The sequence below is a fragment of the Actinomadura sp. NPDC048955 genome (assembly GCF_040649435.1).
GTDB lineage: Bacteria > Actinomycetota > Actinomycetes > Streptosporangiales > Streptosporangiaceae > Spirillospora > Spirillospora luteofluorescens.
Genome location: NZ_JBEZJI010000003.1, coordinates 19206 through 37238, shown reverse-complemented (window position 1 = coordinate 37238; position 18033 = coordinate 19206). Strand labels below are relative to the sequence as shown.

Annotated in this window: 21 protein-coding genes; 8 read left to right on the top strand and 13 right to left on the bottom strand. The window is 71.9% G+C overall.

The annotated features are described in order from the left end of the window. Window positions 1-15: 15 nt before the first annotated feature. From AB0C84_RS04005 to AB0C84_RS03995, 3 genes are all read left to right on the top strand, one after another. Window positions 16-672: a HEAT repeat domain-containing protein gene (locus tag AB0C84_RS04005; protein WP_361060903.1), complete on the top strand. Its 657-nt coding sequence runs from the start codon at window positions 16-18 to the stop codon at window positions 670-672. A 4-nt stretch (window positions 673-676) separates the two neighbouring features. Continuing rightward, a complete protein-coding gene (locus AB0C84_RS04000; RefSeq protein ID WP_361060901.1) occupies window positions 677-1669 on the top strand; it encodes a HEAT repeat domain-containing protein in 993 nt (330 codons plus the stop codon). Between the two features lie 107 nt (window positions 1670-1776). Then, window positions 1777-2187, top strand: coding sequence for a VOC family protein (locus tag AB0C84_RS03995; RefSeq protein ID WP_361060899.1), 411 nt, complete (start codon window positions 1777-1779; stop codon window positions 2185-2187). 174 nt (window positions 2188-2361) lie between these two features. Here the strand turns inward: AB0C84_RS03995 and AB0C84_RS03990 are convergent, their stop codons facing one another. Both AB0C84_RS03990 and AB0C84_RS03985 read right to left on the bottom strand, forming a co-directional pair. Next, on the bottom strand, window positions 2362-3123 hold the full coding sequence (locus tag AB0C84_RS03990; RefSeq protein WP_361060897.1) for a hypothetical protein: 762 nt from the start codon (window positions 3121-3123) through the stop codon (window positions 2362-2364). Window positions 3124-3595: 472 nt separating this feature from the next. Then, window positions 3596-4114 (bottom strand): hypothetical protein, encoded by a 519-nt coding sequence (locus AB0C84_RS03985; RefSeq protein WP_361060895.1) that lies wholly within the window; start codon window positions 4112-4114, stop codon window positions 3596-3598. Between the two features lie 257 nt (window positions 4115-4371). On the opposite strand from AB0C84_RS03985, the gene AB0C84_RS03980 reads away from it, so the two are divergent. Continuing rightward, window positions 4372-5733 carry a hypothetical protein gene (locus tag AB0C84_RS03980; RefSeq protein WP_361060893.1) on the top strand — a complete coding sequence of 454 codons (1362 nt, stop codon included), beginning with the start codon at window positions 4372-4374 and terminating at the stop codon, window positions 5731-5733. A 220-nt stretch (window positions 5734-5953) separates the two neighbouring features. Here the strand turns inward: AB0C84_RS03980 and AB0C84_RS03975 are convergent, their stop codons facing one another. Further along, window positions 5954-6862, bottom strand: coding sequence for an ADP-ribosylglycohydrolase family protein (locus AB0C84_RS03975; RefSeq protein WP_361060891.1), 909 nt, complete (start codon window positions 6860-6862; stop codon window positions 5954-5956). A gap of 108 nt (window positions 6863-6970) precedes the next feature. On the opposite strand from AB0C84_RS03975, the gene AB0C84_RS03970 reads away from it, so the two are divergent. Further along, window positions 6971-7759, top strand: coding sequence for a tetratricopeptide repeat protein (locus AB0C84_RS03970; RefSeq protein WP_361060889.1), 789 nt, complete (start codon window positions 6971-6973; stop codon window positions 7757-7759). A 9-nt stretch (window positions 7760-7768) separates the two neighbouring features. Here AB0C84_RS03970 and AB0C84_RS03965 read toward each other — a convergent pair whose 3' ends face one another. The 3 genes from AB0C84_RS03965 to AB0C84_RS03955 all read right to left on the bottom strand — a co-directional run bounded on the left by AB0C84_RS03965 (window position 7769) and on the right by AB0C84_RS03955 (window position 10013). Then, window positions 7769-9043: an RNA polymerase sigma factor gene (locus AB0C84_RS03965; RefSeq protein WP_361060887.1), complete on the bottom strand. Its 1275-nt coding sequence runs from the start codon at window positions 9041-9043 to the stop codon at window positions 7769-7771. After that, window positions 9043-9459: a YciI family protein gene (locus tag AB0C84_RS03960; RefSeq protein WP_258944610.1), complete on the bottom strand. Its 417-nt coding sequence runs from the start codon at window positions 9457-9459 to the stop codon at window positions 9043-9045. The genes AB0C84_RS03965 and AB0C84_RS03960 overlap by 1 nt, the downstream gene beginning before the upstream one ends. Before the next feature lie 167 nt (window positions 9460-9626). Continuing rightward, window positions 9627-10013: a DUF4440 domain-containing protein gene (locus AB0C84_RS03955; RefSeq protein ID WP_361060885.1), complete on the bottom strand. Its 387-nt coding sequence runs from the start codon at window positions 10011-10013 to the stop codon at window positions 9627-9629. 54 nt (window positions 10014-10067) lie between these two features. On the opposite strand from AB0C84_RS03955, the gene AB0C84_RS03950 reads away from it, so the two are divergent. Next, the gene (locus tag AB0C84_RS03950; RefSeq protein WP_179845513.1) at window positions 10068-10421 is read left to right on the top strand and encodes a helix-turn-helix domain-containing protein; all 354 of its coding nucleotides are present in this window, start codon (window positions 10068-10070) and stop codon (window positions 10419-10421) included. Between the two features lie 6 nt (window positions 10422-10427). On the opposite strand, the gene AB0C84_RS03945 is transcribed toward AB0C84_RS03950, so the two are convergent. The 3 genes from AB0C84_RS03945 to AB0C84_RS03935 are packed head-to-tail and all read right to left on the bottom strand — an operon-like array spanning window position 10428 to window position 12464. Continuing rightward, window positions 10428-11177: a tRNA(His) guanylyltransferase Thg1 family protein gene (locus AB0C84_RS03945; protein ID WP_361060883.1), complete on the bottom strand. Its 750-nt coding sequence runs from the start codon at window positions 11175-11177 to the stop codon at window positions 10428-10430. Beyond that, a complete protein-coding gene (locus AB0C84_RS03940; RefSeq protein WP_361060881.1) occupies window positions 11164-11439 on the bottom strand; it encodes a hypothetical protein in 276 nt (91 codons plus the stop codon). The genes AB0C84_RS03945 and AB0C84_RS03940 overlap by 14 nt, the downstream gene beginning before the upstream one ends. Continuing rightward, window positions 11439-12464 (bottom strand): nitronate monooxygenase, encoded by a 1026-nt coding sequence (locus AB0C84_RS03935; RefSeq protein WP_361060878.1) that lies wholly within the window; start codon window positions 12462-12464, stop codon window positions 11439-11441. Before AB0C84_RS03935 ends, AB0C84_RS03940 begins: the two co-directional genes overlap by 1 nt. A 69-nt stretch (window positions 12465-12533) precedes the next feature. On the opposite strand from AB0C84_RS03935, the gene AB0C84_RS03930 reads away from it, so the two are divergent. Continuing rightward, on the top strand, window positions 12534-13442 hold the full coding sequence (locus AB0C84_RS03930) for an NAD(P)-dependent oxidoreductase (protein WP_361060876.1): 909 nt from the start codon (window positions 12534-12536) through the stop codon (window positions 13440-13442). Window positions 13443-13511: 69 nt separating this feature from the next. On the opposite strand, the gene AB0C84_RS03925 is transcribed toward AB0C84_RS03930, so the two are convergent. Both AB0C84_RS03925 and AB0C84_RS03920 read right to left on the bottom strand, forming a co-directional pair. Continuing rightward, entirely contained in the window at window positions 13512-14249 is a 738-nt protein-coding gene (locus AB0C84_RS03925) for a GntR family transcriptional regulator (RefSeq protein ID WP_361060874.1), read from the bottom strand. Window positions 14250-14384: 135 nt separating this feature from the next. Beyond that, window positions 14385-14762, bottom strand: coding sequence for a nuclear transport factor 2 family protein (locus tag AB0C84_RS03920; protein WP_361060872.1), 378 nt, complete (start codon window positions 14760-14762; stop codon window positions 14385-14387). An 87-nt stretch (window positions 14763-14849) separates the two neighbouring features. Between AB0C84_RS03920 and AB0C84_RS03915 the strand changes: the two genes are divergently transcribed. Continuing rightward, window positions 14850-15635, top strand: a complete 786-nt coding sequence (locus AB0C84_RS03915; protein ID WP_361060870.1) for a helix-turn-helix transcriptional regulator — start codon at window positions 14850-14852, stop codon at window positions 15633-15635. Here AB0C84_RS03915 and AB0C84_RS03910 read toward each other — a convergent pair. Together AB0C84_RS03910 and AB0C84_RS03905 are read right to left on the bottom strand one after the other, a co-directional pair. Next, the gene (locus AB0C84_RS03910; RefSeq protein ID WP_361060868.1) at window positions 15613-16707 is read right to left on the bottom strand and encodes an NAD(P)-dependent alcohol dehydrogenase; all 1095 of its coding nucleotides are present in this window, start codon (window positions 16705-16707) and stop codon (window positions 15613-15615) included. The genes AB0C84_RS03915 and AB0C84_RS03910 overlap by 23 nt on opposite strands. An 11-nt stretch (window positions 16708-16718) precedes the next feature. Then, a complete protein-coding gene (locus AB0C84_RS03905) occupies window positions 16719-17987 on the bottom strand; it encodes a cytochrome P450 (protein ID WP_339155748.1) in 1269 nt (422 codons plus the stop codon). Between the last annotated feature and the right edge of the window lie 46 nt (window positions 17988-18033).

Below are 18033 nucleotides of genomic sequence, written 5' to 3'. Positions count from 1 at the left end.
AGGGAGGTGGTCACCATGACCATGCCGGATACGGTCCGGGCTTTCCGGGGGCTGGAGCACGGTGACGCGTCGGTGCGGCTGCGTGCGGCGATGGCGGTCGGCACCGCCCCTCACCCGGAGTTCGTCGACAAGCTCATCGAACGATGCGCGGTCGAACCGGAGTTCTTCGTCCGCGACATGCTCACGTGGGCGCTGACCCGCCACCCCGCGGCGACGACGGTTCCGAAGCTCATCGACGAACTCCGCTCGGAGCGCGCGCAGGCCCGCAGCCAGGCGCTGCACACGCTGTCCAAGGTCGGGGACCGGCGGGCCTGGCCAGCGATCACGCGGGAGCTCCTGACCGACGCCGACGACGAGGTGGCGCGGAGCGCCTGGCGGACGGCGGTCGTGCTCGTCCCCGAAGGTGCGGAACCCGAGCTGGCCGCGGTGCTCGGGACGCAGTTCGGGCGTGGGGAGCGCGCGATGCGGCAGAGTCTCAGCCGGGCGCTGATCGCGCTCGGCGAGGTGATCCTGCCGGTGCTGCGCGCCGCCCAGGCGGGCGCCGACCCGCGCGTGCGCACGCACGCGATCGCCACGGAACGCCTGCTGCGCGATCCGGACGCCACGTTCGAGTTCGCGATCGAGGAGGCGAAGCGCATCGTGGCCCTCGGCGCGGCCGGCGGGGAGGAGTGACGGTTTGCTGATCGGGGACGTGGCGCGACGGTCCGGGGTCAGCGCCCGCATGCTCAGGCATTACGAGTCGCTCGGCCTGGTGCGGCCGACGGGCCGGACCGGCGCCGGCTACCGCGAGTACTCCGGCGACGACATCCGGCGGATCTTCCACATCGAGAGCCTGCGGTCGCTGGGCCTGTCGCTGCGCGAGGTCGGCCGCGCGCTCGACGATCCCGGCTTCGCGCCCGCGGAGCTCGTCGACGACCTCATCCGCCAGACGCGGGAACGCATCGCGCGCGAGAGGGAACTGCTCACGCGCCTCCGCCGGATCGACGCCGCGGAACCCGCCGCCTGGGAGGACGTCCTCCAGGTCGTCGCACTCCTCCAGGCCCTGGGGTCGGAAAGCGCGGGGAAGCGCCAGCGCGCTGCCCTGTCCTCGGTCGACGTGCCGGTGGACGCCCTTGTCGAGGCGGCGCTGAACGAGTCGGACACGAACGTCGCCGGAGCCCTCCGATGGGCGCTGGCGCAATCGGGCGACAGCGCGTTGGCGCCGCTGGCGGAGGGCCTCGGCTCACCGGACGCCGAGGTGCGGAAACGTGCCGTCCAGTCGGTCGCCGAGATTTCGAGCGACGGGGCGACCGCGCTGCTGCGGGACGTCCTCACGAGCCCTGACCTCGCGGTTCGCAGGCATGCGGCTCTCGCGCTCGGCGCACGGGGCGTGGAGGACGCCGTCCCGACACTGATCGACATGGTCGCCGAAGAGGCGAACGACGTCGACGCGGCCGACGCGCTGGCCGCCCTCGCGAGCCGTCCCGCCCTGGCGGACGAGATCGCATCCGGCCTCGTCGCCCGCCTCGCCCCAGGCGCCGCCGCTTCGCCCGCCCGCCGCCGCCTGACCCAGGCACTCGCGGACATCCCGGGCACCACGGCGTCCCGCGCCCTCGCGGACCTGTCGCAGGACGAGGACCGCGCCGTCGCGCTCACAGCGACCTACATCCTGCGCCTGCGCAGCACATGAGCCGACACCGGGGATGAGTGGCCCAGAGTGCCGCCCCCCTCCCGACCGCGGCCGGGAGAGCCACGCCCCCCAGGCGGCGGCCATCGATCTTGTGACACGATCGCGGAATGCTGCGACTCACCGATTTCATCATCGACTGCCCGGACACGATGAAGTTGGCGGCCTTCTACTCCGAGGTGACGGGTCGCCCGGTCAAGGAGGGCAGCCACGAGAACTGGGCCGGTGTCCAGTTCGGCGAGATCGAGCTGGCCTTCATCCGTGTGGAGGACTACCGCGCCCCGCAGTGGCCCGACAGCGAGCACCCCAAGCAGTTCCACCTCGACTTCGAAGTCGACGACATCGAGGCCGAACAGTCCCGGGTCCTGGCTCTCGGCGCGTCCCTGCAGCAGGACTTCATCGGCCCCGACGGCTACGGCTGGCGCGTCTACACCGACCCCATCGGCCACCCCTTCTGCCTCTGCCGCAACAAGGGTGTCGTCTGGACCGACCAGGGCCTCACCTGGCCCGAGCGCAACTAGGGCCAGCCGGTCGCCCGGGCGGCCGATCCGCTTGCACTGGCGTCGGTACCGCCCGCGCGAAGGCCTCACGCCCGTCCGCCCGCGAGTTCCTCCAGCAAGCAGTGGCCCCCGGATGTCCGGGGGCCACTGGGTCGGGGCGACGGCCCTGTAGTCGGATCGACTACGGAGCCGGCGCTATCGGATGGGAGCGTCCCTCAGCGCTCGCATGAACGGAAGAACGCCCCGAGGCGGGCTGGGCAGGAACAGGTCGACCCCTTCCTGCAGGTTGCGGACGCCCACCTTGAAGGTCGGGATGCCCTCCTCGCGGCGCACCGCGTCGAGCTCGGCCATGATCACCCTGTCGGGCGCGTCGCCCGCGTTCATGATCACGGAGGGCTCGAACGGAACGCACTCGCTGAGGATCCGCCGGAGCGCGACCCTCTTGTCGAGGCCCGCGGGCGCGACCTTGACCACGCCGCGGTCCCTCATCAGCTTCAGGTCCCCGGCGGCCGCGGTGACCTCACCGATCTCGGCTGCCAGCCGCTCGACCACCTCCTGGGAGGAGTCCGCCGGGTAGCGGAGGACGAGCGAATGGGACCTGGAGTAGATGCACTCGGGGTTCAGGTGGAGTTCCTCCACCAGCTCGTGCACCTTGTCGTAGACCCGGCTCAGCCCCGCCGGGGGCGGAACCAGCTGGCGGTGGATCCCCGTCTGCCAGTCCCAGTGCTCGCTGGCGAGCTGCCCCCAGACGTGGCAGTAGGGGACGGCCAGGCCGATATTGCTGACCTGGTAGAACGGCCACCCCGTCAGAACGCCGTTGACGCCGTACCGTTCTCCCACTCGGGGGATCTCCTGACGGACGTCGGGGTCCAGCCGCGGCATTCCGTTCAGCGGGGAGAGCTCCTGAGCCGTCCCGTTGAGGTCCCACAGCAGGACGGCACGCTCGGGGCACTCCATGAGAGCGTCCCAGCCTTCCCGTCCCTCATCCGTCCGAAGGACGGACCGTACGTCTCCTCCCCTGTAGAGAGGAGCAACTTGTCGGATGCGCGATTCCTCGCATGCCGATTCCATGAGTTTTCCCCATCCTTGTTTGCTTCGTGGCAACCCTGCTTTGCTTCGCCACAACTGGAACCGTCCGCCACTCAGGAAGACACGCAAGCCTTACCACAAAAGACCAAAAAGGTAATTTGATCAAGCCCGAAACCCGTGGTCAATTAATCGATGACCGGTTCGAGGTTTGGAGTTGGAGCCCTGTTCGGCACACGGAGCGCGGTTCCAAAGGCTCCCTGCCCTGCCACCTGCCGAAATGGCCGCCGCACACTGCCCGCTCGACTCGTCCGCCCTGGTCAGAGGCCTTCTCGGGCATGCCGACGCCGGAGCAGAGCATGATGCCGCGACTGGTGAACCACTGGCCGCCGGTCGCCCGGCACTACGCCCCGATCGCCCGCCGCACACGCTCGGCCACACACCAACTCCGGGCCGAATTCAGCACCTTTAGCAGCGGTAATGCGCCAGCGGCGAGCCATCCCGCCTGGTCACAGCCAGTCCTACGGAATGCCCCGAGGTCATTGTCTTCGCCATTCGACGACAGCCCCACGCGCAGGCTGCTTGTCCATTGACCTGGGGTGCGGCGTTTGGTGGGGTTCGGCGCGGCCGGGAGCACGAGGGGGGCGGCTCGACCGGCCGCGCCGAACCCCGGCTCACGTCCCCCCCCGGCAGCCCGCAGGAGACCGTGTTTCCTGGCGGCGACGATCGCCTCGCCGAGCCGGTCAGGGGTCTTGCCCTCGACCAGCCAGGCGAGGTCGACCAGCGCCCACCAATGCCGCGTGAAGTAGCCGAACCACACCGCCGTCGCGCCGTAGCGGGCCTCGATACGGCGCGCCTCAAGGACTCGGATGGGGACGGGGTCGATCACGGCGGTGTCGTCCGGCGCCGCCTCACCGGTCACGAGGCACCGCCCGAAGCTTGACCGCGAGGTCCCCGGCCGTGTCGGCGTCGACGTCGGAGACCCCGGTGACGTCCCCACGCGGAAGCGGCCCGCGCGTTGCCCACCACCGCCCCGAATCCCGCGCGTAAATGATCGACCACCCGGGAAACTCCTCCCGGAGCCGGCCTTTGGTCCGCTCGATGTCGTTGGTGTTCGTGTCCACGGGACCGCCCTGGCTGCGATTCGCTGGTAGTGATCCAGTCACGTTCAGTGAACCCGTGGCGGGCGCCGCACGTCAGCCTGATAATCACGGATACGCGCGGACGCGGCCCGTGTCCGCGACCATCCCGGCCGAGGTGCATCGCAACATGTCGTCCGAGAATCCGGTCATCGGTGCGCGCCTACGCGCGGCGAGAAAGGCGGCAGGGCTGACCGTCGCCGACGTCGCCGAACAATGGCGCGAGCTCGCCCCCCTCCGGGTCCGCCGCCAACTCCCGGCGCTCAAGGACCTGGAGCGCACGATCCGCGGTCACGAAGCCGGAGAGCACGCTCCGGGGCCCTGCTACCGGCTCTTGTGGGCGCAAGTCGTCGGCCGATCCGAGGACGAACTCTTCGCCACCGACACGGCCACGCGGCCCGGTCCCGTCCTGGCCGGGAACCGAGGAGAGCCAGGCGACTATGCGGCGACGGTGCGTGACACCAGCCAGCACCTGATCATGCTCGACTCCCGATTCGGCGGAACCGTCATCGCCGACCTGGCGGTCCGTGCGTTCCACACTGCCCGATCCGCGCTGGCCACCGCCCTGCACAACTCCGACGAGCGGGACCTCCAGGCCGCCGCCGGCGAAGCCGGAGAGATCGCCGCATGGACCTTGTACGACGCAGACCGCCTGAGCGAATCCCGTGCCACCATCCACGAGGCGATGCTGCTTTCCCGCCTCGCCGGTGACCGGTCCATGGAACTGTTCGAGTTATCTCACCTCGCGCTGCTCGACGTGCACCAGCGGCACTCTCGCGAGGCGCTGAGCATCGCCGAGCACAGCATCGAGGGCGCCGCGCTCGCCCCGCGCGTCGAGGCGCTGTTCAAGCTCCGCGCCGCTCGCGCCCTCGCGCAGGGCGGCGACCGGGCCCGCGCCATCGCGACCCTTGACCAGGCCGCCGGCGCACTGCAAGAGTCGCTGCACCCCAGGGACCCGCATTGGACGTGGTGGCTGGACTCCTCCGAACTGGCGTGGCATCGCGGCATCCTGCATATGGAACTCGGCGACCTCGAAACCGCGATGCCCTATCTCGACGAGGCCGCCCACGGCCGCCTTGAACGCGACCCGTACATGCCGAACGCGCAGGCCGGACCGGTCATGGCGCGCGGTCAGGAATGGGGCCGGGCCGCCTACAACGATCTCGTCCACCTTCAGCTCGCCCTGACGCTGGCCAAGGCATGGCGAGAGACAGAGGCGATCACGGCCACGGTGTTCGACTTCACGCGGGAGGTCGTCTCCGCACGGACGGAGGTGATGCTCCGTGCCGCCGTCCGGTCGGTGCTGCGCGCCGGGCGGGGGCCGAGCGGGCCTTCCTCGACACTGGCCGATCTCGCTGAGCAGATCGCAGAAGCACGTGGCTGGGACGTCGGCTCAGGGTGACTTGCAGAGAACGCCCCGACCGAGCAGTGGCTGGTCGTCGACCGCCGGACCGGGCGCCTGCTGGCCACCCAGACGGTCGTGGCACGCTTCGGCCGGTCGGTGCCCGGGACGGCGGCCGCGACGGCGGTGACGTGGTCGACCACCGCGCCGCCCTGGACTCCCGCTGGACCGACCAGGCCCCGCAAGGCGGCAAGCCCTGACCTGCGGCGGTTTCGCCTGGTCAGGCTGTCGGGTGGTCGTCCAGCCAGGCGGGGAGGGGTTCTCGGTGTTCGAGCCAGGCCGGTGGGATGCCGTCGATTCCGGTGCGGGCGGCGATGATGCCGCCGGCGATCGCGGCGGTGGTGTCCATGTCGCCGCCGGCCGTGACGCAGGCCCGGATGCCGCTCGGGTAGTCGTCCAGGTGGCGGGTGGACGCCCAGAGCGCGAACGGGACGGTGTCCTGGGCGGTGATGCGCGATCCGTTGCCCAGCGCCCGTGCCGCTTGCTCGGGTGTCGCCTTGCTGAGGCCGCGGGCGCGTTGGAGGCCTCGCCGGACGTAGGTTCCGGGGACGTGATCGAGTGCCGCCTCGATCGGGTTCTCGGCGGCGCCGGCGGCGGCGAGGGAGGCGGCCACCGCGACGGCGACGGCGCCGGCGACCCCTTCGGCGTGGGCATGGGTGATCTCGGCCTGGAGGACGGCCTCCGCGGCGGCGCGCGCCGGGTCGCCGGCGAAGAAGGCGCCGAGGGGGGCGACACGCATGGCGGCGCCGTTGCCGAAGGAGCCGTTGCCTCCGAAGGACTCGGCCGTGGCGGCCCGCCACGGGTGCCCGTCGCGGATGCGTTCGAGGAGTTCGAGGGCGCCGGCGCCGTAGCGGCGGCCGGTGTCCATGCGGGCGGCGAAGGAGGCGGCGAGAGCGTCCTGGTCGACGCGTCCGTGACTGCGCAGGCAGGCGACGACCGAGCAGGCCATCTCGGTGTCGTCGCTCCACTCCCACGGCGGTGAAGGAAGGTCCGCCGCGGTGAGGTGCCGGTTGGCATGCAGGAAGAACTGGTCTCCGAACGCGTCCCCGACCGACAGGCCCGCCAGGGACGCGTGCATGAGCGCGGCTGCGCGTTCGGGAGCCGGCGCGAGGCGTTGGTCGTCGTTCACAGCAAGGGTCCCGACTGGGGTGGGGCGCGGTGGGTGTCGCTTCCGCGGCAGCCTATAGGGAACCCCAGGCGCAGGCGGGAACCGTTCCGGGGCCGGAATGGTCCGAACATGGTGATCACGGAAGGGGACGGTGTGGAGACCGGTAGTGGAGAGGCCGAGTTCCAAGAGGCGAAGGCGCTTCAGGAGCGGGGGCAGGTGCGGGAGGCCGAGCGGCTGTTCAGGGCGGCCGCCGAGGCGGGGCACGTCGGCGCGATGCTCAATCTCGGCATCCTGGTCGTGGAGCGGGACGAGGGCGAGGCCGAGCGGTGGTGGCGTGCGGCGGCCGACGCGGGCGAACGGGTCGGGCAACTGAACCTGGGCATCCTCTGTTCGGACCAGGGCCGGGACGAGGAGGCCGAGAGCTGGTACCGCAAGGCGGCCGAGGCGGGTGAGGTCGGCGCTCGGCACAATCTCGGGATGCTGCTGATCCGCCGTGGTGACCGGCAAGGGGCCGCCGAGCACTTCCGTATCGCGGCCGAGGACGGGCACACCGGCTCGATGACCAACCTCGGTCTGGCGCTCGGTGAGATGGGGCGGGCGGAGGAGTCCGAGGAATGGCTGCGGCGCGCCGCCGAGAAGGGCGATGGCCGTGCGCTCAGCGCCCTCGCCAACCATCTCTACTCCCAGGGCCGGCGCGAGGATGCCGATGAATGGTGGGAGAAGGGCGCGGCTGCGGGTGACCCGGACTCCCTGTTCAACCTCGGTGTCCGCTGCGAGCACAAGAACGACATGGCCGGGGCCGAGGAGTACTTCCGCAAGGCCGGGCAGGCCGGGCATCCGCGTGGGGAGGCAAGGGCGACGGCCGTGGCGCGCGGAGTCCGCGCGAATGGCGCCCCCTACATGCCGGGCCTGTTCTGACCCATCGTCTCAGGAGAGGGCGGCGAGTTTGCGCTGGAGGAGGGCGCGCTCGCGGTCGTTGGCCGCGAGTTCGACGGCCTGCTCCAGTTCGGTGCGGGCTTCTTCGGGGCGGCCCAGGCGGGTGAGGAGTTCGCCTCGGACGCTCGGGAGGAGGTGGGAGTTCGCCAGGGCGCCTGAGGCCGCCAGGTCGTCGACGATGGCGAGCGCGGCGGCAGGGCCCTTCGCCATGGAGACCGCTACGGCCCTGTTGAGGTCGACGACCGGGGACGGCGCCAGGCGGCCCAGGGCCTCGTAGAGGAGGACGATGCGGTCCCAGTCGGTCTCGGCCACCGACGGGGAGAGGGCGTGGCATTCGGCGATCGCCGCCTGGAGGCCGTAGGGGCCGAGGCCGCGGCCCGCCTTCTCCGCGCGGGACAGGGCGGCGCGCCCCCGGCGGATCGCGGCGCCGTCCCAGCGGGTGCGGTCCTGGTGCTCCAGCAGCACCGGCCCGCCGTCCGGGGCGGTGCGGGCGGGGAAGCGCGCGGAGGTCAGCTCCAGCAGCGCCAGCAGGCCGTGGACCTCCGGCTCGTCCGGCATCAGCCGGGCCAGGACGCGGGCCAGGCGCCGCGCCTCGCCCGCGAGGTCGAACCTGATCAGCTCGCCGCCCGAGCTGGCCGTGGAGCCCTCGGTGAAGATCAGGTAGACGGCGTTGAGGACGGAGGGGAGGCGCTCGGCCCGCTCCCCGGCCGGCGGCACCCCGAACGGGACCCGCGCCGCGCCGAGGGTCTTCTTCGCGCGGGTGATCCGGGCCTGGACGGTCGCGGTCGGCACCAGGAACGCTCGCGCGATCTCGTCGCTCGTCAGGCCGCCGACCACGCGCAGCGTCAGCGCGATCCGCGCCTCCCGCGACAGGACGGGGTGGCAGGAGACGAACATGAGCGCGAGCACGTCGTCGTCGATCCGGTCGGGGTCCCAGAGCACGTCGTCGTCCTTCTCGGGCGGGCGTCCGGTGGCGGCGCCGCCCTCGTCCAGGTCGTGGGCGAGGGCGGCGTACCGTTCGTCGAGGGCGGAGCGGCGGCGGAACGCGTCGATCGCGCGCCGCCGCCCCACGGTGAGCAGCCACCCCGACGGATTGCGGGGGACGCCGTCGCGCGGCCACGTCACGAGCGCCTCGGCCAGCGCCTCCTGGGCGAGGTCCTCGGCCAGCGCGAAGTCGCCGGTGTAGCGGGCGAGGGCGCCGACGATCCGCGCCGACTCGATCCGCCAGACGGCGGCGACGGCCTCGCGTCCGGTGGGGTCGCCCATCACAGCTGGCCGGTGGCCTCGCGCCAGGCCCGCTCCTTCTCGATCCACTCGTTGTCCTGCGGGAACTCGTCGATGGTGGGGACGCGGCGGATCTCGGTCTTGAAGCCGGGACCGGCCGGCGCCCGCTTGGCCCACTCGACGGCCTCCTCCTTCGAGGCCACGTTGAGGATGTAGAACCCGCCGAACAGCTCCTTCGTCTCGCCGTACGGGCCGTCGGTGACCGCGGGCGGCTCGGAGGAGTGGTCGACGACCACGCTCTCGGACGGGTCGTCGAGGCCCTCCGCGGCGAGCAGCACACCGGCCCGGATCAGCTCCTGGTTGAACCGGCCCACGGTCTCGATCATCTCGGCGTGGTCGGTGTTCGCCATGCCCGCGTAGGCCTCGTCGGTCGCCCGCATGATCAGCATGTACTTCATGGCTTTTTCTCCGTGTGCGTCCGGGCCCCTCAGCGGGACCCTCTCATCCCTAGGTCGAACGGGGGGCGGCCGCGATCGACACGCCCCCTGAATTTCTTCCCGATGACTTCGCCGCGCACGTTCACCTGGTCGAACGTTTCACGGAAGCCAGTACGTCCGTTTCCGGGCTACCCGCCGGTCGCGGCCGTGCCGAAGGGGTTGTCGACGGCGTAGCGCCAGCGGCCGTCCGGGCCCCGGCGGGCGACGTCAGTGGCGGTGCCCTCGATGCGGACCGGGCCCTCCTCCGACGGGCCTTCGATCACCCAGTCGACGATCAGCAGAGCGAGGTCGCCGGCCGAGTAGACGTGGCGGGGGCTCACCTTGATCGGCAGGCCGAGGGCCATGAAGCGGGCGTTGGCGGCGTGGGCGTCGGCGCCGGTCAGCGGGCTGCCCGGTTCGGGGACGAACACCGCCCCCTCCTCGTACAGCTCGGCGACCGCCGCCGGGTCGCCGCCGTTGAAGCGGTCGGCGAACACGTGCGGGACGTCCTCGGGGCGTTCGGCCAGTGGGCGCATCGTCGTCCTTCCGGGTAGACATGACCGGGACGCGAAACGCTAGGAGGCGCCCTCGTGACTCACCAAACGGTCAGCCACCCGGGGCTGCCCGACGATCCCCGCGCGGACGCGGCGGAGCCCACCCCGTCCTGCCCGGTGGAGATCACCCTCGACGTGCTGCGCGGGCGCTGGACGACGCTGGTGATCCGCGAGCTCCTGCGGGGCGACCGCTCGTACAGCGAGCTGCGGCAGGCCCTCCCCGCCCTGTCAGACAAGGTGCTCGCCGACCGCCTGTCCCATCTCGTCCAGGCGGGCGTCCTCGAACGGGAGCGAAAGGCGGGCTGGCCGCCGCGCACGCAGTACACGCTCACACCGCAGGGCCGCCGCCTGGGGCCGGTGCTCCAGGCCCTGTGGGACTGGGGCTCCTAGGGGTGGTCAGGTGGTCGGCCGCAGGAGCACGTCGATGAGGTCGTGGTAGGTGCCCGTCATGGATTCGTCGCGTTCAGTGCGGATCCGGCGGCGGGTGGTGGTGACGTACGTGTCGCGAATGGGATCGTGGCCCGTCTTCTCGTACGTCTCCCACCAGAGGGCGATGCCGTGACGCTGCCAGGTGGGGACGTCGTTGAAGTCGATGCCGCGCGAGGAGAGCAACGCCACCCTGTCGTCGGCGGACGTCCGCTCCAGCTCCCGGGTGGCCCGCCGCGCGGACAGCCCTTCCTTGCGCAGGGTCCAGTAGCACAATGAGTTCAGTGCGCAGTGCGCCGCGTTGGTCCGGCGCCAGGTGATGTAGCCGTGGACGTCGTCGACGGAGGCGCCCATCCAGACGCGGCCGTCGAAGACGGCGGGCTGCCCGGCGGCGTGGGTGAAGGCGGCGGAGGCGATGCCCGCCGACAGCGACACCAGCTTCTCCACCTCGCGGCCGAACAGGTCGAAGGCGGGGTCGAGGACGACGGAGATCTCGTCGCTCTGGGTGTAGGCGTACCGTCCGCCGAGCTCGGTGAGCAGGGTCGTCGCGGTATCGACCATGAGGTCGGAGAAGCGCTGGTCGAACGGCTTGTCGAAGTTCGCCTCGGTGAGGCGGGAGAACGACCGGCCGTCCACGCGGACGACGGCCCAGGCGCCGGGGAGCAGGGTCAGGGAGTGGAACCACTCGCGGGCGCGCATCCGCGCTTCAAGATCCTTCATCGAGGGGCTCCTCGGGCCGGGCGACGACGAACCCTCCGTCGCCGTCGTGGCCGACGATGCGGATCGCGTCGAAGCCGTCGCGGGGGGTCGGGCGGCGGAGTCGCTTGAGCGTGGCATGGATTCCGACGTCCGGCACCTGGATTACGGGCGGTCGCGCCGCGTCGCGGCCCTTCGACGCGGCGACGTCGGGCGGGAACCAGTGGGCGGTGACCCGAGCGGCGTGGCGGCGGCCTGGGGCGATGAGGGTCGCGAGGTCGGGCATCAGGCGGGGGCCAGTGCTGCCACCAGGTCGGCGGCGGGGGTTTCGGTCGTCTCGCGGAACGCCTCGCCTGCCCAGAGGTTGACGTTGTCCGGGTCGCCCTGGGCGGCGGACGCGCGGCGAAGGGGCGCCGTCACGTAATGGACGTCCGGGTACGCGGCGGGGGCTTGCCCAGAGTGCTCGATGAGGAAGCGGTTGATCAGGCCGCGCGCGGGACGTCCGCTGAAGACCCTGGTCACCGCGGTGGAGGTGTAGCGGGGGTCGGTCAGGGCGGCCTTGTGGACGGCACTGGCCCCGCTTTCCGGGCAGCGCAGGAACGCCGTCCCGAGCTGGGCGGCGACGGCGCCGAGGGAGAGGATCTCGGCGACGTCGGCGGCCGTGGCCAGGCCCCCGGCGGCGATGAGCGGCTGCCGGGTGACCTCGCGAACCGCCGGGAGCAGCGCGCGCAGTGGCAGCAGGTCCTCGAGGGTGTTGGTGAACGAGCCCCGGTGGCCTCCGGCCTCGGAACCCTGGACGCAGAGCGCGTCGGCGCCGGACGCGTGGCGGGCCTCGTTCACGGAGGTCACGGTGACGACGACGGTGGCGCCGCGGTCCTTGAGGGCGCGTATCACGTCCGGAGCGGGGCAGCCGAACGTGAAGCTGACGAGCGCCGGCGGATCCGCCACCAGGTCGGCGATCTTCGCGTCGTAGGCGTCGTCGCGGGCGCCCGGGGTGCCCGGCTCCACGCCGAGACGGGCGGCCTCGGGGACGAGGAGGTCGCGGTAGGCGGCGACGGCGGCCGGGTCGATCTCGTCCAGGGACGGCATGAAGACGTTCATCCCGAACGGGCGGGACGTCAGCTCGCGGGTGGCGGCGATGTCGGCGCGCATGACCTCGGGCGTCCTGTAGCCGGCGGCGAGGAAGCCGAGACCGCCCGCGTTCGAGACGGCGGCGGCCAGCTCGGGCGTCGACGGCCCGCCCGCCATCGGGGCCTGCACGATCGGCAGTTCCGTCCACATGGCGCTCACCTCGGTCCGGTTCCCGGTCATCATTCGCACCATAATCGCGGGGGACGCCGGGTGGTGACGGCGGGGTCGACGGGAGAGAAGGGGACCGGCATGCGGGTGCTGCTGCACTACGACATGGATCACGAGGAGCACGGGCTCGACATCGTGAGCTGCTCGGAGCAGGACGACGCGCGGTTCGGCGAGCTGCTGCCGGACACCGAGGTGCTCTGGCACGTGCTGCGCCCGGTGACGGGCACCGACATGGACCGGGCACCGAAGCTGAAGCTGATCCAGAAGCTCGGCACGGGCGTGAACACCATCGATCTGGACGCGGCGGCCGAACGCGGGATCGCGGTCGCGAACATGCCGGGCCGCAACGCGCAGGCCGTCGCGGAGACGTCGCTGCTGCTGATGCTGGCGGCGCTGCGGCGGGTCGTGCCGTTCGACGGGCGGACGCGGCGCGGCGAGGGATGGCCCGCCGACCGGTCCCTGGTGGGCGGTGAGCTGGCCGGACGGACGGTCGGGCTCCTCGGCGGCGGCGAGATCGCGACCCTGCTGCGCGGGATGCTGGAGGCGATCGGGGCGACCGTCCTCTACACGACCCGGCGGCCCCGGCGCGACGATCGGGCCTGGCGGGAACTGGACGACCTGCTGCGTGCGAGCGACATCGTGTCGGTGCACATTCCCCTGACGGACGAGACCCGCCACCTGCTGAACGCCGAGAGGCTCGCGCTGCTGCCGGACGGCGCGATCGTGGTGAACACGGCGCGCGGCGCGGTGATCGACGAAGCGGCGCTGGTGGAGGCGCTCGCGTCGGGGCGCCTCGGCGGCGCGGGGCTGGACGTCTTCGAGAAGGAGCCCGTGGACGCGGGGAACCCGCTGCTGGCCCTCGACACCGTGGTCGTCATGCCGCACGTGGCCTGGCTGACCCGGGAGACGTGGGACCGCTACTTCGCGGTCGCCGCGGAGAACTGCCGCCGCCTCGCGCGCGGCGACGCCCTCCTCCACCGCGTCGTCTAGCGTCCCCGTGCTGCCCCGGCGGCAACAGCCCCGGCCCCGCCCACCGCACGTCGGACCGTTCGCGGACGGCTAGGTCACGGAGCGGGGCGGGGTTCCATGTCCAAGGTGGATGCGGTAACGGTCGGCCCGGTAGGTCGAGAAGGTGACCTCGGCGCAGGTCCCGCGGCTGAACGTCCGCCGGCGCAGGAAGAACACGGCGTCGCCCTGCGCGATGCTCAGCGGCTCGGCTTCGCCGCGATCCGCCGGGCCCGCCTCGATCGTCTGGTCGCCCTCGTCCATGACGATTCCGAACTCGCCCTCCAGCACCCTGGTCAGGGAGCCGCGGGGGGCGCGACGCTCGAACAGGTCGGGCGCGAGGGACACCGGGATGTGCGCGCGCTCCATCGCCATGGGTTCGCCGTCGGCGAGCCGCAGTCGCTCCAGGACGTGCACGGCGACTCCCGGCGCCGCGCCGAGGAGCGCGGCCAGCCGGGCGTCCGCCTCGATCGTGCGGGCGTCGAGGTCGACGCACGCGGGCCTCATCCCGAGGGCGTGCATGTCCTCGGTGAAGGAGACCAGTTCCCTTGCCACCCGCACCTTCGGGCGCGCCACGACCATGCCCGCGCGGGGGATGCGCCGAAGCCGGCCCTCGGCGACGAGCCGATCGATGGCCTGCCGGACGGTCGTCCGCGACACTCCGAACCTTCGGCACAGGTCCCGTTCGGACGGGACGAGCGCGTCCACCGGCAGCCGGCCCTCTTCGATCATGTCCAGCAGGATGGCGCGGAGCTGGAGGTACTTCGGCAGGGACCCGGAGGAATCGATCACCCTTCATGCATATCCGATCGCCTCATCCTGTCGCCAGGCGGTCGCCGGGGGTCGCCAGGCGGTCGCCGGGGGTCGCCGGGCGGCCGCCTGGTCGTTCCGTCCTGTGATGTTGCAGATGCGGTAGCGGCCGGTGGGTCAGGCCGCGGCGGGGTCCCACCAGGTGAGGTTGGCGGGGGCCTGGGCGACCGGCTCGATGATCTCCCAGGCCTCGGCGAGCAGCCCGTCCTCGACCCGCCAGATGTCGACGACCGCGATCTCCGGGCCGTCCGGGAGCCGCCGCAGCGTGTGCAGCACCACGTGGTCGCCGTCGGCCAGGAGGTGGCGGATCTCGACCTGCATGCCGGCGAGCGGGGTGAGCGCCGCCTGGACGGCGTCGAGCCATTCGTCCTTGGTGGTGGAGGCGTCCGGGCGGTGGTGCATGAAGTCGTCACTGAGCAGAGATCGGAGCCCGTCGGTGCTGCCCGTGGTGAGCAGCTCGGAAAGGGCCTGCTGGACGATGTCCTTGTTGGTCATGAGCGCAGTGTTTCCGCGGTGGCCGCGGCTTGTCGATGAAGTCCCATTTCATGGCGTCGCGCTCCAGGATGAGTACTCTCGACGCCTGTGGACACGATCGGGGACCTCCTGCGGCAGTGGCGGCACCGGCGCCGGCTGAGCCAGCTCGATCTCGCGATCGCCGCCGACGTCTCGGCCCGGCACGTCAGCCTCGTCGAGACGGGCAAGTCCAACCCGAGCGCAGCCATGGTGCTGCGGCTGGCGGACCACCTCGACGTGCCGCTGCGCGACCGCAACCGGCTGCTGCTCGCGGCCGGCTTCGCGCCCCGGTACGCCGAACGGCCGCTCGACGACGCCGCACTGTCCGCCGCCCGGAACGCCGTCGAACGGGTGCTTCGCGCGCACGAGCCGTATCCGGCTCTGGCGTTCGACCGCCGCTGGAACATCATCATGACCAACCGCGCCGTCGATCCGTTCCTCGCCGAGGTCGACCCCGAACTGCTCCGGCCGCCGGTCAACCTGGTGCGGCTCGGCCTGGACCCGCGCGGGCTCGCCCGCCTGGTCGTCAACCTGGCCGACGTGCGCGCGGTGTTCCGGTCGCGGGTCAGGCGCCAGCTCGCTGCCGCGCCCGACCCCGAGCTCGCCGCCCTCTACGCGGAACTACTCGAACCCGGCGGCGGGGACGCGCCGGCCGGCGCCGACGTCATGATCCAGATGATCGTCCGCTTCGGCGGACGGGAGCTGCGGCTGTTCTCCACCATCACCACGTTCGGCACGCCCCAGGACATCACGCTGGACGAGGTCGCCGTCGAGTCGTACTACCCGGCGGACGCCGAGAGCGCCGCCTGCTTCGAGGGCCCCGGCGCGGGCCTCACGGGATCAGGACCGGCTTGACGACCTTGCCGGACGTCGTGTCGGCCTCCGCCTCGTTGATCTGGGCGAGCGGGTAGGTCGTGACCAGCCGGTCGAACGGGAAGCGGCCCTGCCGCCACATCTCGATCATCCGCGGGATGAACGTGTGCGGGACGGCGTCGCCCTCGATGATGCCCTTGACCGTCCGTCCCATGAGCAGGAGGTTCGCGTCCAGCCGGTACTCGGCGGCGCCGACGCCGACCAGGCCGCAGACGCCCGTCGTGCGCAGCGAGGCGACCGCCGTCGAGACGACCTCGGGGACGGCGGTGGAGTCGAACGAGTACTGCACGCCCTCACCGCCGGAGATCGCCCGGATCCGCCCGGCGATGTCGTCGTCCGCCCCGTCGAGGACGTGGGTGGCGCCGAGTTCGCGGGCCAGGTCGAGCCGGGACTCGTGCAGGTCGACGGCGACGATCGTCGAGGCGCCGGCGATCCGCGCGGCCATGACGGCGGCCAGCCCGACGGCGCCCGCGCCGAAGACCGCGATGCTGTCGCCCGCGCGGACGCCCAGCGAGATCAGCACGGAGGCGGCGCCGGTCTGCACGCCGCAGCCGAGCGGCCCGAGCACGTCGAGCGGGACGTCCTTGCTGACCGGGACGACGTTGTGCACGGTCCCGAGGGCGTGGCTCGCGAACGACGACTGCCCGAACCAGCGCGTGTGGACGGGTTCGCCGCCCGGGCCGGTGGCGCGGGGCGTCCCGTCCAGCGGCATCGCGAGCATGTTGAGCGCGGTCATCTGCGGGCACGCGCCGGGCTTGGCGGCGCGGCAGTTGGCGCACGCCCCGCACGAGTCGAACGACATGACCACGTGGTCGCCGACGGTGGGGCCGGTGACGCCGGGACCGACCGCCTCGACCACGCCGGAGCCCTCGTGCCCGAGGACGACCGGCTTCGTGACGAGGTCTCCGGGGATGCGGCCGAGCATGTCGGTGTGGCACATCCCGGCGCCCGCGACCCTGACGAGGATCTCGCCGGGTCCGGGGTCGGCGAGGTCGAGCGACTCGATCGTGTAGGGGGCGTCTGCGGCGCGCAGCACCGCGGCTTCGATCTGCACCGGGGGGTTCCTTAGGCGAGGGAGTAGCGGACGGGGAGGCGCTTGAGGCCGCCGACGAAGGTGGTGGCGATGCTCTCCGGCGTCCCGGCGAGCTCGATCGAGCCGAGGCGGGGCAGCAGCTCCTCGAAGAAGGCGCGGACCTCGATGCGGGCCAGCGCCGCGCCCAGGCAGTAGTGGACGCCGAAGCCGAACGCCAGGTGCCGGTTCGGGTCGCGCCCGACGTCGAAGCGGAACGGGTCGTCGAAGACGTCCTCGTCGCGGTTCGCGGACGGGTAGGACAGCAGCACCGCGTCGCCCTCGCGGATCGTGACGCCGCGCAGGTCGTAGTCCTCGGTGGCGGTGCGCATGAACTCCTTGACCGGCGTGACCCAGCGGATCATCTCGTCCACCGCGAGCGGCATCAGCTCGGGCTTCTCGCGGAGCCGCTCGATCTGGTCGGGGTGCTCGATCAGCGCGTGCAGGCCGCCCGCGATCGTCGCGCTGGTGGTGTCGTGCCCGGCCGTCGCGACGATCACGTAGTAGGACGCGGTGTCGAAGTCGTTGAGCGGCTCGCCGTCGATGCGCGCGTTCGCGATCGCGGAGGCGAGGTCGTCGGTGGGGTGCTTGCGGCGCTCCTCCGTCAGGCCCTGGAAGTAGGCGAAGAAGTCCAGCAGGACCTGGAGCTTCTCCTCGTTCGTCGTGCCCCGCTGGAACTCGTCGTCGTCGCCGCCGAACAGCTCCTGCGTGAGCTTCAGCATGCGGTCGAAGTCGCTCTCCGGCAGGCCGAGCAGCGACAGGATCACGTACAGCGGGAAGTGGACGGCGATCTCCTGCGCGAAGTCGCACTCGCCGCCGAGGTCGACCATCCGGTCGACGTACCGCTTGGCCAGCTCCCGGACGCGCGGCTCCAGGGCGCGCATCGCGCGCGGCCGGAACCAGTCGGCGCCGATCGCCCGGATGACCCGGTGGTCGGGGTCGTCCATGTGGACGAGGGTGCGCAGCGCGATGCCCTGCTCCGCGCGCTGCCGGTTCAGCGCGTCGAACTCGGCGGTGCCGAGCACGGGGCGCGGCGCGTTGAGGAAGATCGGGTGGTTGCGCTCGATCTCCAGGACGTCCTCGTGCTTGGTGATCCCCCAGAAGGGCGTGTAGCCGGGGGCCTCCACCCGGTGCACCGGGGACTCGCGGCGGAGCAGCGCGAGGGAATCGTGGAACCGCCGGTCGTCGGCGTAGGCCTTAGGGTCGGCGAGCGCGAGGCCCGCCTCCTCCACGGTCAGCGTCATCGCTTCGCTCTCCTCGGTCACGGTGGCCGCCCCTCAGGAACCTACGGTCCCGAATTACATTCGGTCA